The sequence below is a fragment of the Shewanella sp. 10N.286.52.E4 genome (assembly GCF_041468785.1).
Taxonomy (GTDB): Bacteria; Pseudomonadota; Gammaproteobacteria; order Enterobacterales; family Shewanellaceae; genus Shewanella; species Shewanella electrodiphila.
The window spans coordinates 93,122-109,921 of the sequence record NZ_JBFRJJ010000014.1 but is presented as its reverse complement, the minus strand read 5'-3'; the positions used below and the strand labels follow the sequence as shown (position 1 = coordinate 109,921).

Annotated in this window: 11 protein-coding genes; 3 read left to right on the top strand and 8 right to left on the bottom strand. The window is 39.5% G+C overall.

Features of this window, described 5'->3' with window-relative positions:
- Nucleotides 1-825 precede the first annotated feature (825 nt).
- The gene (locus AB4153_RS07845; protein ID WP_371996959.1) at nt 826-3,327 is read left to right on the top strand and encodes an EAL domain-containing protein; all 2,502 of its coding nucleotides are present in this window, start codon (nt 826-828) and stop codon (nt 3,325-3,327) included.
- A 28-nt stretch (nt 3,328-3,355) separates the two neighbouring features.
- Here the strand turns inward: AB4153_RS07845 and AB4153_RS07840 are convergent, their stop codons facing one another.
- Together AB4153_RS07840 and AB4153_RS07835 are read right to left on the bottom strand one after the other, a co-directional pair.
- Nucleotides 3,356-4,339: an alpha/beta fold hydrolase gene (locus AB4153_RS07840; protein ID WP_371996963.1), complete on the bottom strand. Its 984-nt coding sequence runs from the start codon at nt 4,337-4,339 to the stop codon at nt 3,356-3,358.
- 125 nt (nt 4,340-4,464) lie between these two features.
- Nucleotides 4,465-6,300, bottom strand: coding sequence for a DUF885 family protein (locus tag AB4153_RS07835; RefSeq protein ID WP_371996958.1), 1,836 nt, complete (start codon nt 6,298-6,300; stop codon nt 4,465-4,467).
- 237 nt (nt 6,301-6,537) lie between these two features.
- Between AB4153_RS07835 and add the strand changes: the two genes are divergently transcribed.
- Entirely contained in the window at nt 6,538-7,533 is a 996-nt protein-coding gene (gene add, locus AB4153_RS07830; protein ID WP_371996956.1) for an adenosine deaminase, read from the top strand.
- A 97-nt stretch (nt 7,534-7,630) separates the two neighbouring features.
- On the opposite strand, the gene hemN is transcribed toward add, so the two are convergent.
- The 5 genes from hemN to AB4153_RS07805 all read right to left on the bottom strand — a co-directional run bounded on the left by hemN (nt 7,631) and on the right by AB4153_RS07805 (nt 12,498).
- A complete protein-coding gene (gene hemN, locus AB4153_RS07825) occupies nt 7,631-9,007 on the bottom strand; it encodes an oxygen-independent coproporphyrinogen III oxidase (RefSeq protein WP_102527041.1) in 1,377 nt (458 codons plus the stop codon).
- 246 nt (nt 9,008-9,253) lie between these two features.
- The gene (locus tag AB4153_RS07820) at nt 9,254-9,715 is read right to left on the bottom strand and encodes a DUF2489 domain-containing protein (protein WP_371996954.1); all 462 of its coding nucleotides are present in this window, start codon (nt 9,713-9,715) and stop codon (nt 9,254-9,256) included.
- A 77-nt stretch (nt 9,716-9,792) separates the two neighbouring features.
- Complete coding sequence (gene yihI, locus AB4153_RS07815) at nt 9,793-10,347, bottom strand: Der GTPase-activating protein YihI (RefSeq protein ID WP_248956764.1); 555 nt, start codon at nt 10,345-10,347, stop codon at nt 9,793-9,795.
- Between the two features lie 56 nt (nt 10,348-10,403).
- Nucleotides 10,404-11,066, bottom strand: coding sequence for a methyltransferase domain-containing protein (locus AB4153_RS07810; RefSeq protein WP_371996952.1), 663 nt, complete (start codon nt 11,064-11,066; stop codon nt 10,404-10,406).
- An 811-nt stretch (nt 11,067-11,877) separates the two neighbouring features.
- On the bottom strand, nt 11,878-12,498 hold the full coding sequence (locus AB4153_RS07805) for a cytochrome c (protein ID WP_102527037.1): 621 nt from the start codon (nt 12,496-12,498) through the stop codon (nt 11,878-11,880).
- A gap of 167 nt (nt 12,499-12,665) precedes the next feature.
- Here AB4153_RS07805 and yihA point away from each other — a divergent pair, with 167 nt between their 5' ends.
- The gene (gene yihA, locus AB4153_RS07800) at nt 12,666-13,328 is read left to right on the top strand and encodes a ribosome biogenesis GTP-binding protein YihA/YsxC (protein ID WP_102527036.1); all 663 of its coding nucleotides are present in this window, start codon (nt 12,666-12,668) and stop codon (nt 13,326-13,328) included.
- 626 nt (nt 13,329-13,954) lie between these two features.
- On the opposite strand, the gene polA is transcribed toward yihA, so the two are convergent.
- Nucleotides 13,955-16,717: a DNA polymerase I gene (polA, locus tag AB4153_RS07795; protein WP_371996950.1), complete on the bottom strand. Its 2,763-nt coding sequence runs from the start codon at nt 16,715-16,717 to the stop codon at nt 13,955-13,957.
- Between the last annotated feature and the right edge of the window lie 83 nt (nt 16,718-16,800).

Genomic DNA, 16,800 nt, shown 5'->3' with positions numbered 1-16,800 from the left:
GATAGCCCGTTACTTACGTAGCGGGCTTTTTTGTGTCTGTAATTTGAGCGAACTATCTAGCCGCTTAAGGAAACAGATAGTGTGGTCGATATGCCCATGTACCCTTACAAGGATAGTAAAAATAGTTCATCGCCAAGCGCCCCATATCTTTAAAATTAGTGCCTCTTAATTGAGAGTAGATAGCTCGTTACTCACGTAATGGGCTTTTTTGTGTCTGGAATTTGAGCGAACTATTTAGCCGCTTATGGAAACAGATAGTGTGGTCGATATGCCCATCTGCCCTTACAAGGATAGTAAAAAGTAGGTCATTGCCAAGCGCCCTATATCTTTAAAATTAGTGACTCTTATTTGAGAGCAGTGAGCCCGTTGCTTAGGTCGTGATCTTTTTGTGTCAGGAGTTTGTGTCTAGAGTTTGAGTCTACTTGTTAGCAGGTTAGGCGAATCGATAGTGTGGATAAATGCTCATGTGGTTTAATAACACTAACAAACCAAGCGCCTGACCTTTCTTTATTGAGAGTAGATAACCTTTATTGGAACAATTGACTCTATAGTGGTTGTAACTTGGGGTTAAAGAATTATTAGAGGTCATTCTCTATTGCTATGAATTTATTTTTGTCAGTTTTAAACAAAGTGACTATTTAATCTTTGGGATATTTGTCCTGTTTAAACCATTCTAGATGCGTGGAGTAACAGAGAGATATTAGTCTTTATTTATCAGACAAATGAACTAAGTTAACCAGAAAAGGCTTTTATGGTTGTTGATTCAAGTCGTCTTTAGTATGTTACCAAAGCGACATATTCTTATTAATAATTAGTGGTGTGATTTTGCCAAAACGACCTTCTTTTTCACTATCTTTTTTAGTGCCATTTTTCTTATGCTCATTGTACTTATTATTAGTCAGTGGCGAGTTTTATTATGAAAAAGAAGAGTTACGTGCAGAGCTTGCTAACAATGAGTCGAAACAAATCCAAAAGGACTTGTTTCGAATGATCCATGTGGTTGAGTCTGCATTAGCGATACAAGATATTTCTAGGATAGAACAAGAGGTTTCTCTAATCTCCACAGATAGCAATATGATGGTTTATGTCATATTGGATGCATCAAGTCGGATTAAGTTTGCTAATCATGTGATTTGGCGAGAGAGTGATGCCAAAAACGTTATTGAAGGATACTCTGATGAGCGGCATCAACAAGTTGTTGCTGCTGAAACCGCCTATTTTAATATCAACTATAATCGCCTCTCTATTCAAGCTTATTACCCTGTTAATACTGATGCAAAATACAGCTACTCCAGCGCAGTTGATGTTATTTACCTTGAATATGATATTTCTTCGTTAATTGCAGACGCATCAGATCAACTACAAAAAAGATTTATTTATATTTGGGGGGTTGGTGGATTATTAGTGATCTTCTTTTGTTGGGCTTTATATTGGTTGTTAGTTCGCCCTATTAAACTACTTACAAAACGCGCTAATAACGTTCTTCAATCTAAATCAGATAAAACCAGAATTAATTGCTTAGTCGAAGAGGTCTATAACTTAGGTGAGTCACTACTTAAAGTTGAAAAGCACCTGCTTGATAACAATCTTAAAGTTTCTAATTCAGAGCAGCGTTGGTTATATTCGGTTGGTGCCAATAATACCGGCATATGGGACTGGAATACTGAAACTAAAGATGTGTTTATGTCTGATCTCTGGAAAGAAATATTAGGCTATAAACCCGAAGAAATAACCAATTGTTACGACTCATGGGAAACACGTTTACACCCTGACGAAAAGAATACCGTGCTTAGAGCGATAGAGAATTGCTTGTCAGGAAAAACGACACATTATGAAAGCGTTCATCAATTGATGAATAAGGCTGGCGAGTTTATTTGGGTGCTCGATAGAGGACAAGTCATTCAATGGGGGGAGCAAGGTAAGCCAATAAGAATGATTGGTTCAATTACTGATGTTACCTTAGAACTTAAAAACCAGAAGATTACAGTAGAAAGACAAAGCCATGTGGGTGTATCGGATATTATCGATCGAGAGGCACTTGCAAATGAACTGTTTGATTTACAGGCATATGCACGTAAGTCAGATCAATATTGCACCATGTTACTTATTAATATGAGTAATATTAAATTAGTCAACGAGGCTGTAGGCGAGCAGCTTGGTGACAGATTACTAATGCAAATTTCAGCTAGATTAGCAGGGGCTTTTTCAGGCAGTTGCTTACTGAGCCGTTTAGGCGATGATGAATTTGTTATTGCAGCAAAAAACTTAGGCAGCAATTTAGAGCATGCCAATAAACGGGCGTTATCGTTAGCAAGCGAAGTTCGTCAAGTTGTTGGTAGAAGCTTTACCTTATCTGGTCAAACAGTATCAGTGTTCACCAAAGTCGGTATGGTGGTATTTGATGGTAAAGAGTCCTTAGAGCCTACTCAGCTATTATCTAGAGCAGATAAAGCCCTTGGTAAAGCGATTGAAAGCCAAACCAATACCTGTGTATTGCATAGCTTGCAACTTGATGGCAGCCATCATGAGCCACAAAAGTTACAACAAGAATTAAAGAAAGCGATTAAACAGAAGCAGGTGTCTTTGGTATATCAACCTGTTGTTGATATCGAAGGTAATACAGAAAGTGTTGAAGTCTTGATGCGGTGGTATCATCCTGAGTTTGGCTTTATTAGTCCGAAGCAGTTTATCCCCGTCGCTGAGTTATCTAATTCAATTTTTGAATTAGAACTGTGGATGCTTGATGAAGTGTGTCTGTTTATTCAAAGCTTGCAAAGGACAGCAATTACATGTCCATGTTTTTCTATTAATATCTCCTCAAGACACTTCCATCAGGACATGTTTGTTCAAGTGATCCAGGAAAGGATAAAGCAGCATGGTATCGAGCCTAAATTAATCCAATTGGAATTGTCTGAAGATATCTTTTCTATAAACGCAGAAACCGCTAAGAATAAAATTTTAACCTTACAACGTGTAGGTATTCGCATTGCACTAGATGATTTTGGTTCGGGTTTGTGTCCATTACATCGTTTGCACGGATTACACTTTTCTCAAGTTAAATTTGCCGCAAACTACATTGTTGATATTGCAGTGTCTGAAGAGTCTAGAAATATTTTTACTTCGCTGATAAATCTCACGAACCAACTTAATTACCCAGTCGTCGTTAAGCAAATAGAAGATCGTCAACAACTGACGGCCTTAAGTCAGCTGAAGAGTAATCTATTTCAAGGCTATGTGATTAGCCGTCCGTTATCACAACAAGATATAAAGCACCTACTTGAGTCTGAATTAACATTAAGTGTGGTGTGGAAGGTGCCTTTCAATTAAAGATTAGCCATTAAGGAGTGACTCTGTATCAATACTGATCAAGGAAGGTCACTAATGCTCGTAAAGCTTGATTGCGAGCATCATCTGCTTCAATAAACACTTCATGCTGACAATTGTTAATTCTGCGAATTTGACAGTACTTATTCTCAGCTCTATTTTGCGCCGCATTATCTACAATAGCATCGTCCATAGCCTGTAAAACCAGAATAGGCTTAATGCTAAGTGCTGCTGCTTTTATTGCTCTGTCCGCAGCATCCATCGCTTCTATTAGCCAACGATTGGTTGGTGAACCCAGTTGTATTTCAGGATCTTGTTGAAACACATCTAAGATCATCTGATATCGATTAGGGCTATTGGTAAGATGATTTTTTTCAAACACTACCGGCTGATAATCGGTGCCGCCTAAAACATAATTCGGTTGTTTATTTGGCTGCTTGTCACTAGAGGTATCCAACAAAGCGGCGAGTGAGCGAATGAAAGCTTTGTTAAATGGCAGCTTTATACCGTACATTGGGGCTGAAAATACCGCAGCATTAAATGTCGCTGGATATTGCTCCATATAGAGAGTGCCAATGGTTCCGCCCATTGAGTGCCCAACAAGATATAAATCGTTATGGTCGTTGGGTTTGACTATCTGTTCAATAAAGTCATTTAGGTCATTAATGTAGGTTTGAAACTTATCAATATGCCCTTGATGAGGGTTGATTGTTGTTCTTGATGATAACCCTTGGCCCCGATGGTCTAAAATGTAAAGGCTGTATCCCTGCTGATAGAGATCAAACATTAACTCTTTATATTTAAGATAACTTTCTACACGTCCGCTACTGATGACAATGGCTTTATCGTTATCAGGGTGTTGAATGTAAGCGTATGCTAAGGAGATACTGTCTTTGGTTAATGTTGATTGAGTGACGGTTTGCCAGAATTGCTGTTGCTCATTATTGTTTAGTTGATGTTCTGACGAAAAAAACACAATACTCACCTTTATTAGTAACGACCAAATTGAAATCATATATCGAAGATGAGAGCAGTGTAGCAAACTAATTTGTGCAGTTTTAGCTAAAGCGTAATACAAAGATATTTGAATTGAAAATGTTGGCTGAAAACACATTCAGCCAACATTTTTAAACGATTAGTTTATGATTGAGCAGATTTTTGTTCTTGAATAAACTCATCTACTTTTTGTTCGAGAATATCCATCGTGACAGAGCCATTTTCTAATAAAGCATCGTGAAATAGGCGAATATCAAAATCTTCACCAAGTTCTGATTCTGCTTTAGTGCGTAATCGCTTAATCGTTAGCTCACCAATCTTGTATGATAGTGCCTGTCCAGGCCATGAAATATAGCGATCGATTTCAGTGGTGACATTGTGCATTGATAATGCAGTATTGCTGGCCATGAACTCAATGGCTTTATCTCGACTCCAGCCCTGAGTATGCATGCCTGTATCGACAACCAATCTAGCAGCACGCCACATTTCGTAAGTTAATCGGCCGAAATTACTGTAAGGATCTTGGTAGAAGCCCGCTTCTAACCCTAAATACTCTGAATATAACCCCCATCCTTCACCGAAAGCTGAAATATAGCTATAGCGTCTAAAGTTGGGTAGGTCGGTTAACTCTTTATTGAGAGAAATTTGTAAATGATGGCCAGGTACAGCTTCATGTAAGGTGAGTGCTTCCATTTCATAAAGTGGGCGTTTATCTAGTGCATAAGTATTTACCCAGTAAAAGCCTGCTTCATCATCTCGATTTGAACCAGAATAACGTCCGGTGGTGTATTTCGGGGCTATTTCAGCAGGAACGGGTTTGATCCCGTAAGGTGTTCTCGGAAGCGTAGCAAAATATTGAGGCAAAATAGCGTCTGCTTTTTTAGCAATATAAGCCGCTTCCTTAAGCAGCTCTTCTGCAGTTTTAGGGTAAAACTGAGGATCTGTGCGTAAGAAATGTAAAAATTCAGGGAAGGTTCCTTTAAATTCTACATCAGCAATCACTTGCTCCATTTCTGCTCGAATTCTAGCGACCTCTTTTAAACCAAGTTGATGAACCTCATCCGCAGTCATATTAAGCGTGGTGTAGTATTCCACTCTGTTTTGGTAGAAGGCGTCACCATTAGGCATATCTTTTGCGGCAATAGAAGTGCGCGCGTTAGGGATATACTCTTCGGTCATAAAGTCATAAAACTGTTGATAAAGGGGTAGCACTTGTTGTGAAATAACTTGCTTACCTTTGGTTTCAAAGTCGACTTTTTGAGCTTCCGTAAAGTGGTCTGGAAAGTCGGCAAAAGGTTTGTAATAGCCACTGTCTTCAACACTTACAATATAAGCACTGATACTGTCTTCAAATCCATTTAGCGTCACTTTTGCAGGGGTGATACCACTACTCAGCCCTTGTTTTAACCAAAATGTCTGTTGAGCAAAGTATTTCGGCAATGCGGTCATTTTATCTAAGTAGTTCTGATAATCCTCTGCTGTATTCAGTCGAGCATTTGCCATTGAGGCGACATAGGCATGAAAACCACTTTCAGCCGTTATTGGTAAGTAATGATCTTTGTAAGTGTACATATCGACACTGTTTTGCAATTGATATTGCAAAAGCTGAGCGTTAATTTTATCTGTTTTAGATAGTTTGTCTTTGTCCAACTGTTTTAAAGACGACAATAATGCTTTTTGACGTAAGTTTTTTTCAGCTAAGATTTCAGGAGATAAATCTGCAAGCAGCGCAGCTTTTGATTCATCGCCTAATGAGTAGGCCAATTGAGGTGAATAATCTACGTTAACTTGCCATGCATTATCTATAATTGTCTTTAGACTCATATCCTCAACAGTTGCCGCTTTTACTTCTTGCGGTTTATCGACGGTAGTTTCTGCTTTTTTAGTGTCGCCAAGATAATATTGAGCTTTTGACCCTGTGGTCATTTTACAGCCAGTAATAGCGAGCATGATAATCGCAGGCAAAATGAGCTTACGCATGTGAATTCCTTTATCGACAATAATTTACAAGAATAAATTACAAGTTAAATGACTAGCTAACAACATACCAATTCCGCATAAACCACGCTAGCGGAATCAGCGGAAATAATTGTTACTGATTATGCCGTTTAGGCGATAAAAACGTCACCTTTTTGTTGGGGCATGTTAAACTTCGCAGTGCTAGATGTTCATAAAACAAAAAACACATTTAGCTCAGAAAATTAATAGGGGTTAATAATGATCAATACATCCATTCCATTAGTTGATTTACACCGTCATTTAGATGGCAATGTTAGAGTCAAAACCATTTGGGAACTCGGACATCAGCATGGAATTAAGCTGCCAGCAGACTCGTTAGAAGCACTTGCACCTTTTGTGCAAATTCAGGGCAAGGAAAACAGCTTAGTCGCTTTTTTAAAAAAGCTAGATTGGATGGTCGCTGTATTGGCAGACTTGGATGCAGTTAAGCGTGTTGCCTATGAAAACGTAGCAGATGCAGCTATTTCAGGTTTGGATTATGCTGAGTTACGTTTTAGCCCGTATTACATGGCAATGAACCATAACTTACCGATTGAAGGCGTCGTAGAAGCCGTTATTGATGGGGTTAAAGCTGGCATGAAAGAACATGCTGTTAAGGTTAACCTTATCGGGATTATGTCGCGTTCATTTGGGCAGGAGAAATGTCGATTAGAGCTTGAAGGGCTTTTAGCACACAGAGGTGCTTTGGTTGGCATGGATTTGGCGGGTGACGAACTAGGTTTCCCTGGCGACTTGTTTAATGATCACTTTAAGCGAGTACGTGATGCTGGCTTACAAATTACCGCTCATGCTGGTGAAGCCGCTGGAAGTGAGAGTATGTGGCAAGCGATTCAAGAGTTAGGTGCAACACGTATTGGTCACGGTGTTAATGCGATACATGATCCTAAAATGATGGAATATCTCGTTAAGCACTCTATTGGAATTGAATCATGCCCAACCAGTAACTTACATACCTCTACAGTTGCTGATTACGCTTCACATCCATTTAATCAGTTTCTAGATGCTGGTGTATTAATTGGTTTAAATACTGATGATCCTGGTGTGAGCAACATTGATATTCAACATGAGTATCGTATCGCTAAATCTGAACTTCACCTGTCAAATGATCAGATTAGCCAAGTGCAGCGCAATGGTGTTGAGATGGCATTTTTGTCTAATAGTGAGCGCAAAGCTTTATACGCTTCAAAATTATAAATGGTCTAATAACACCATTTTTAAGCAATGCATAAAACAAAAAAACCGCTGAAATTCAGCGGTTTTTTATTGTCGTGAATTTAATATTCAACAATTATTAAATCACACGAGAGAACTGTTGTTGACGTGCCTTTTGACGGTAATACACGTCAAAGCACATACAAATATTACGAATTAACAAACGACCAGTAGGGCTAATCGTTAGTTTGCGATCAGTAATATCAACAAGTTTGTCATCGATGAAAGTTTGTAGAAGTTTTAAATCTTCTGCAAAGTATTCTTCAAAGTTAATATCAAATTGTTGCTCAATCTTAGTCAGATCTAAATCGAAATGACAAATCATTTGCTTAATCACCACACGACGAATTTCATCATCACGATTTAAGCTACAACCTTTCCATAAGGCATGACCTGCTTCATCAATTGACTCATAGTAAGGACGGATGTCTTTTTGGTTTTGTGCGTAGCAATCGCCAATTTGGCTGATTGAAGAGACACCTAAACCTAGTAAGTCACACTCTTCCTGGGTGGTATAACCCTGGAAGTTACGGTGTAATTTACCCGCATTTTGTAACTTTGATAGCTCATCATCTGGCTTTGCAAAATGGTCCATACCAATGAATTGGTAACCTGCACCAGTAAGCGACTCAATTGTTTGATGCAACATATCAAGCTTTTGCTGTGGCGAAGCCATATCTTCATCTTTAATTTTACGCTGAGCGGCAAAACGCGATGGTAAATGCGCGTAGTTAAAGATTGATAAGCGGTCTGGAGAAAGCTCAATCACACGTTTAATGGTTTCAGCAAACGTTTCTGGCGTTTGATGTGGTAAACCGTAAATTAAATCGGCATTGGTCGATACAAAGCCCATGTCTTTTGCTTTTGCCATTAAGTCAAAAATGAATTGTTCATCTTGCTCACGGTTTACAGCAACTTGTACTTTCTTATTAAAGTCCTGAACACCAATCGAAATACGGTTAAAACCAGCTTCTTTTAAGGTATCAAGCATGGTTAGCTCGATTTCACGCGGATCAACCTCAATCGAGAATTCACCTTCATCAGCAAAGTTAAAGTGATTTTTGATTAATGAAGATAAGGTGAGAATTTGTTCTGGGTTTAAGAATGTCGGTGTACCGCCACCCCAATGCATTTGAGTCACTGTGTAGTTTTTGAATAGAGGAGCACGTTTTACAATTTCGCTCGCAAGGTATTCGATGTACTGATCAGCTTTATGAGCATGACGAGTAATGACTTTATTACATCCACAGTAATAACAAAGCTTGGCGCAGAAAGGAATGTGAATATATAAAGACAGCTTGTCGCTTTTACTGGTTTCAATTGCAGAGAGTAGGTTTTGCTCAGTGAAACTATCGTCAAACTCTAGCGCCGTAGGGTACGACGTATAGCGTGGACCACTGTAGTTATATTTTTCGATCATTGACTGATCCCAACTTATTTGTGTGGGCTGCTTCAAGGCACGTTCTCCGAGTAAATTAGCAATAGACGAAGTATGCAGCGATCTTAGACAAAAAACCTTGAACTACGTTGTAAATTTGAAATTTGATGTTGCTAGAAAGACGGTATTTAGTCTGAAATCTGTGAAGTTTTGTGAAATTGTGGGATGGCTCACAGCTTAGAAAGAAAGGTTAGGGCAGCAAATGGCCTGGTTATTAACGTGTTGATAATAATCAAGACCACCTTAAATGCTGATTACTGTGTCTTAGTGAATGAAATGGAACTGGGTAATTTTCTGTGCATCCTCAGTTAACCCTTGTTCTAGCTTAGCTTCTGATTTCATACGCGCTAAATCTAACTTCATTCGTTGTTGTTTCTCGAGTGACTTGCGGGCTTCTTTTATTGGATGCGCTTTAATGCAGTCATAATGCTCAAAGATATGTGGGAACTCTACTGCCATCTGTTCAGACATTGATAAAGCTTCAAATAGCTTAGCAATGCGCATGACTCCTTCAGAAGGTTCACATCGCTCCTCTAGCATTGCTGCAGCGATGTATTTTATGTCATCTAATACTTGCTGCTTTTTCGCTTTTGCTTCATCTAAGCGTTGCTGCTTAGCTTCAACAGCGTCTTGCTGTTGCTTCTTGACCTTTAATAGCAAATAACTGGCATAAGACGCTAACAGTACAATAACGATGATGGCGAGGGCAATAACAAGGCTAGACACAATTAATCCTTAATCTAGGTAGATAAATAACAGATAGAAAAATGGCATACCCAATGAGTATGCCATTTATTAATGATTTAAGACTGGTAGTCTTTTAATACATCAGCACCACTTTCGAAGCGCTCGTATAAATCATCATCAGAAGCAGGTTTTTTGCTAGTACTTGCTGTTTGAGCCGGAAGTTCTTCAGCATCAGAGATGCCAAGTTTTTCCATTAATGCTTCCATTTTAGCAAGCTGGCTATCTAACCATTTTTGGTCATCAGCAGAAAGGTCTTTACCTTCTTCTAATAAGTCTAATAAATTATTGAATCTTGGGTCATCCTCAAGTTTCAATAATTTCTGCTCATCAGTTAGTTTAGGCTGCTTAACTTTAGCAACTGGCGCCGTTGTCTCTACTGCTTTAACCATCAATGGCACAGGTTTCTTGCTGCCATGACGAGGGTCATTACTTTTACTGGTCGTTACATGCGGTGATTGTTGCTCAATCAAGGCCTCGTTGTGACGACTGCCAGACTTATGACCGTTATCTTTCTTTCTGCTGCCAGTGACTTTACGATCAGCCTTTTTGACTCTTGGTGCTTGTGTAGGGCCGTTTTCGCCGCCCTTGCGCGATTTTTTACTACGAGCCATCAGTGATCTCATGTGGTTGTAAAAAGTTGGCTAGATAGATAATCATCCACCTTGCACTAAATCAGGATGCGCTTTATATCAGACTTTGATGTTTTTTGCATCAATACGAGCTCTTTTGCTGCAAATAATAGCTTAAATTCGCTGTTTTGTGCTAAATACTCAAAAGTTTGTTGCTGGTAAAAGCTTACGTGAGTGGGATTGTTTTTAAAGTGCCACTTAGAAAAATGAGCTAAGTCAGTGAGTAATGAAGTGCTGATTGCTAACCAGCCGCCATTTTTTAATAAATTATTGATCAATGACCACTCTTTGAGTGGTTGCTGAAAATGTTCCAGTACCCGATAGCAACAAATAAAGTCATATTGCTGATTAAAGATTTGTTGATCGGATTTGATAAAAGGGTCGTATTGGTTAAGACGATGGCCAGCGAGTTCGATTATATCAAGACTTGCTTGATCTAAGACTCGGCCAAAATTAAGTCCTGTTAATCGACCTTCTTGCTGTGCACTAATTTGACCAAGTAAAGGTTGGATAAATTGCACCAGTTGTTTTTGCTTAGCGGATTTATTCGCACGGCCATAGCGCTGTAACTGTGCTGCTGGCATTAAATGTGATTGAGGGTTTGCGAAAACCAGTTGGCATTGAGGACAGCTGTAGAAGGCTCTTTTTTTATCTTGGATAAAAAACTCAGCAGTATGACTGCACAACGGGCATTTAATCATTGAAGTCAGGTATGATCCAAACAAAGGCGAAGATTATCAATCAATAACAGATTTTTTGAAAAGAAGAAATAAAAAAAGGTGGCAGTAAACTGCCACCTTGCAAAATAGTGTTTATCACACCAAATTTTTATTCCAAGTATCCATACTTGCTATGCGACTATCCCGGTCAATATCCATCTTATTTTTAGAGCTTTCCGTGCATTTTTTATTGTTATCGGTCATCAATGACCCTTTTTCTTAATCCTGTTGCCGTCCTGACCACAGCTTCCGTAGATGGTCTTCAATGACTCATCAATTTCCTAGTTGTCTTCAATGACATTAGTAAACAATCCATGTTTAAAAGTACCTTCCAGTGATAACAAGCCTCCGCAAGTGCATCCTAAGCAATTAGCTTCCTATGCCGCTACTTTAATCCTTAAAGTAGTGTCCTTATGGGGTTTTATCTCTGTTGCGTAAGGGAGTGCTATTTAAGCGAGTCGACCAATTGGTCTGTTCCTTACAAATTCTATATGACCTGGATTTCAAGCTGAAATCACGACTCTTATTATTATTAGCGAGTGGTCTTATTTATATTATTGTTATTTATTAATTTTATTCTTATATCTTAAATGTAAACGTATCCGAAATCTGTAAGATGGAATTAATATTTTTGTTCTTACAGCTGGGTTCATCTCGGTACGGGGCTATTTAACCCTAAATACGTGATCTCTGTCAAGCATGAATGTTATTAAGTTTACGTAAACGTCAACTTAGGGTTGTGAAAAAGGGTGAATAATCACCCTTTTAGCTTCATTTAAATATGAAGAAAAAATTACTTAAGACTTGAAATATATTGAGATAATACTTCAATATCACTGTCAGATAACTTTTTAGAAACATCTTGCATCATGCCATTCAGGTCGTTGTTACGATTTGTATCACGGAACTTAGTTAACTGAATTTTGATGTAATCAGCATGCTGGCCACCAATCGCTGGGAAGCCGGCAAGTTCGCCGCCTTTGCCATCTGGTCCATGACATGCCATACATGAAGTGATACCGCGAGCCATGTCGCCGCCTTTATAAAGGGCTTCACCTTCAGCTGGTACATTGGCTACATCAGCAACTGATTGTGTTTGACTTGCATAATATGCAGAAACATCTTTAATATCTTGTTCAGATAACGCTATTGACATACCAGTCATGGTAGGATCATTACGACCTTCTTTGCCGCCGCTTTTAGCTGCCGCTTGGAAATCATGTAATTGTTTTTCTAGATAAGATGCGTGCTGTCCGGCCAATTTAGGCCAAATAGGGGCAATGCTGTTACCGTCAACACCGTGACAGGCAGAACACATAACTGATTTAGTTTTACCCGCTTCCACATCACCTTCAGCGATTGCAGGCGTTGATATAGCGGCAAATACAGACAGCGCAAGAGCTAACTTTTTCATGGCGTTCCAACTTCTTGTTTAATTTATTGTCCTGAGCTTACTAGGAAGACCCGCAAGCGTGGTAAAATCTACAAACTGTGATCAGGCTAATATTTTACACGAAAATGTGGAAAAGTAAGCAAATCTTACATAATTAAGGTATTACCCCAAATTTATTGGAGCAAATCGTGTCAGAAACGCGTATAGATTTTCGAAAAACCAAGTTTTTAATTAGTGCGCCAGACATTGCGCATCTTGATCAGTATCTTCCTGGTGATACCGGTGTAGAAATTGCGTTTGCTGGGCGATCCAATGCGGGTAAGTCTAGTGCTCTCAACGCTTTGACCGAGCAAAAAGGCTTGGCAAGAACCAGTAAAACCCCTGGTCGTACTCAACTTATCAATGTATTTGAATTAGATGAAAACCGTCGACTCGTCGATTTACCAGGTTATGGTTTTGCAAAAGTGCCATTGGCATTAAAGAACAAATGGCAAAAAGCCCTTGGTGAATATTTGCAAGAACGCACCTGTTTAAGCGGTGTAGTTGTGTTAATGGATATTCGTCATCCCCTCAAAGATTTAGATCTGCAAATGATTGAATGGGCAGTGTTAAGTGAAATACCAGTATTAGCCTTGCTGACTAAATCAGATAAGCTCGCACAAAACGTTAAAATGAAAACGGTTAACGCTGTGCGTAAAGAGTTGGCTGAGTTTGGTGACTGGGTCAAAGTAGAGCCGTTTTCATCCTTAAAAGGAACCGGTAAACCAAAAGTGTTGGGCATTCTTAATGAGTGGTGCAACCCAAGTTGGCTAACTGAAGCTGAGAAGCAAGCTGAACAAGATTCGGAATAAGAAACGATAGGCCTGCAGTCTTTTATTAACAAAAACCGTTGAGTTTATATAAATAAACTTAGCGGTTTTTTTGTGCTCAAGCTTTGTGCATTAGAGGTTTTAGTGGGAGAGTGTAGCGTTTAAACAAAAAAAAACCGACGACATATTGTCACCGGTTATAAAAAATTAGCTCTTTTGGGGAGAAGCTAAATTCAACAAGACTCAAGTGTCACCTACTCATCGATGACGCTCAATAACAATATGATAATCGTTTTTTAATCTTTTTTAAAGTATTTACTCTAAATTAATTTTTAGGCAAAAAAAAGCTCCAGCATATTAAGATGCTGGAGCGCCATAATTCGGCTTGTCACTATTTCTAGTGAAATAAAAGGTCTGAAAGATGGAACATCTTAACCTCTGTACCCTACGCAGAGAATAATACTTCATTAGCCTTAAAATGAAAAACTGTATTTTGTAAAAATGAACAATAATGTGAAGTTTGCCACATTTGAAGGTGTATTTTTCACCTTGTTGGTGTTTTTTAGGCCTAAAAACAACAATCCCATAGTTGCAAAACTACGGGATTGTTTATTTCTTAAAGTGAAACAGCTTATTTTCCTGCTTAAAGGCAGGATCAAATGGGCATATTAATGAGCTTCATCCCAGTTATCACCAAGACCTGCTTCTGCTAATAGGGTGACATCTAAAGTGGCCGCTTGTGCCATCAATTCGCACACTTTTGCTTTAAGTGACTCAGCTTGCGCTTCTTCGACTTCAAAAACCAATTCATCGTGAACCTGCATCATCATAGTGATTTCACCATGGGTGTCATTCTTGATCCATTGATCAATATTAATCATGGCTTTTTTGATGATGTCTGCAGCCGTACCTTGCATTGGTGCGTTAATCGCTGCTCGTTCAGCAGCTTGGCGGCGCATAGCATTTCTATCCTTAATATCAGGAAGGTATAAACGTCTGCCATAGTGTGTTTCTACGTAACCGACTTCAGCCGCTAATGCACGGGTGTCTTCCATATATTTAAGGACACCAGGGTAACGGGCAAAATAAGTATCGATATAAGTTTGTGCTTCCTTACGCGGAATATCTAATTGCTTTGCTAAACCAAAGGCTGACATACCGTAAATCAAACCAAAGTTAACCGCTTTGGCACGGCGTCTTTGCTCGGTGGTCACTTCTTCAAAGTGAACACCAAATACCTCAGCTGCTGTGGCTTTATGAATATCTTTATTCTCGGCAAAGGCGGTTAATAACCCTTCGTCTTGTGAAAGGTGCGCCATAATGCGCAGCTCGATTTGAGAATAATCGGCAGCTAACACTTTACGACCTTCAGGGGCGATAAAGGCTTGTCTAATGCGGCGACCTTCTTCAGTTCGAATTGGGATGTTTTGCAAATTTGGCTCGCTTGATGATAAACGCCCCGTGGCCGCATTCGCTTGGTGATAACTGGTATGCACACGACCCGTTTCTGAGTTCACCATTAACGGTAGCTTATCAGTATAAGTGCTTTTAAGTTTAGACAGGCTTCTGTGCTGTAAAATCAGCTTTGGTAGTGGGTAGTCTAATGCAAGCTCAATGAGTACATCCTCAGCAGTTGACGGCGCACCTTTTGGGGTTTTTTTGATGATCGGGTATCCGAGTTTTTCAAAAAACAAAGCTTGTAACTGCTTAGGAGAGCTTAAGTTAAACTTCTCGCCAGCAATGTCATAGGCTTTGGTTTCAAGCTCATCAATCTTCTGTGCCAATTCATCACTTTGCTGACTTAGTAACATGCTATCAATTAACACACCTTGGCGTTCGATATCTGACAAGACTTGGATAAGCGGTAATTCAAGCTCATTGAATACAGATGTAAGAGAAGGTTCTTTTGCTACTCTCGGCCATAGGTGTTCATGTAATCGAAGGGTGATGTCAGCATCTTCAGCAGCATAAGGGCTGGCCGTGTCTAAATCGATTTGATTAAAGGTGAGTTGCTTAGCCCCTTTACCTGCGATTTCTTCAAAACTGATATTTTTGTGGCCTAAATATTTAAGTGCCAAACCATCCATATCATGACGAGATGCTACTGAGTTAAATACGTATGATTCGAGCATCGTATCAAAACGGACACCTTTAAGTGAAACGCCTGCATTAGCAAAGATGCTGATGTCATACTTAAGGTTTTGACCCACTTTTTTGATGCTATCACTTTCTAATATAGGTCTTAATTGTTCTAGAGCGTATTCAACAGGGAGTTGTTCTGGTGCATCTAAATAATCATGGGTTAATGGCAGGTATGCGGCTTTTCCGATTTCGACAGCGAAAGAGATACCGACGAGCTTCGCTTCCATATAATTTAGGCTGGTGGTTTCAGTGTCTACAGCAATTAAGTCCGCTTTAGATAATCTAGCAACCCATTTAGCTAAGTCGGCTTCAGTAAGAATCGTTTCGTATTCTGTTTCAATTGCTGGAGCGGCTGGTGGAGTGTCTTCAGTTGTTATGCTTGAATTAGCAGCTGAAAAGCCTGATTTATTATCTAATACTTCGGCTAACCAACGTTTGAACTCCATTTCACCAAATAATTTAACCAGCTCATCACGGTTTTGTGGCTTAATTTCTAATGGTGCCCAGTCATCATCCCATTCCACATCTGTTTTGATTGTGGCGAGATCGTATGAGAGTTGCAGCATCTCTTTATTGTCTTCAATCTTTTTAGGCATGGTTTTAGAACCACGGAAAGTCACATCTAATACGCTTTCAGGATTTGCGATAAGCTTATCGACTCCGCCTACACCCGTTAGCATTGCTAATGCCGTTTTTTCACCAACGCCAGGTAAGCCCGGAATGTTATCGGCTTTATCACCCATCATGGCAAGCAGGTCAATAATGAGTTCTGGTCCGACACCAAATTTTTCAGTGACTTCAGCTGGTCCCATTATGGTATCTGTCATGGTGTTAATTAAGGTGACATGCTCATCAACAAGTTGAGCCATATCTTTATCACCCGTACTAATCAAGGTTGCTCGACCTTCTTTACTGGCCTTAAGCGCAATAGTACCAATGACATCATCAGCTTCAACGCCTGGAATACAGATTAATGGCAAACCTAAGGCGTGAATGATGGCATGCAAAGGTTCAATTTGACTGCGTAAGTCGTCAGGCATTGGTGGGCGCTGAGCTTTATATTCGCTATACATGTCATTACGAAATGTTTTGCCCTTTGCATCGAATATAACTGCAATATGACTTGGGTTATATCGGCTCATTAAGCTACGAAGCATGTTGACTACACCGTAAACAGCACCAGTTGCTTCGCCTTTAGAATTAGTCAAATGTGGTGGTGCATAAAATGCGCGATAAAGATAAGAAGAACCATCCACAAGGACGAGTGGGTTATTGGGGATTGTTGGCATAGTCTATTTTCATGTTCAGTATTCTGAGATGGCCTTAGAATGCCACATACAAGGATTTTCGGCCACGGAAAATTAACCCTCAG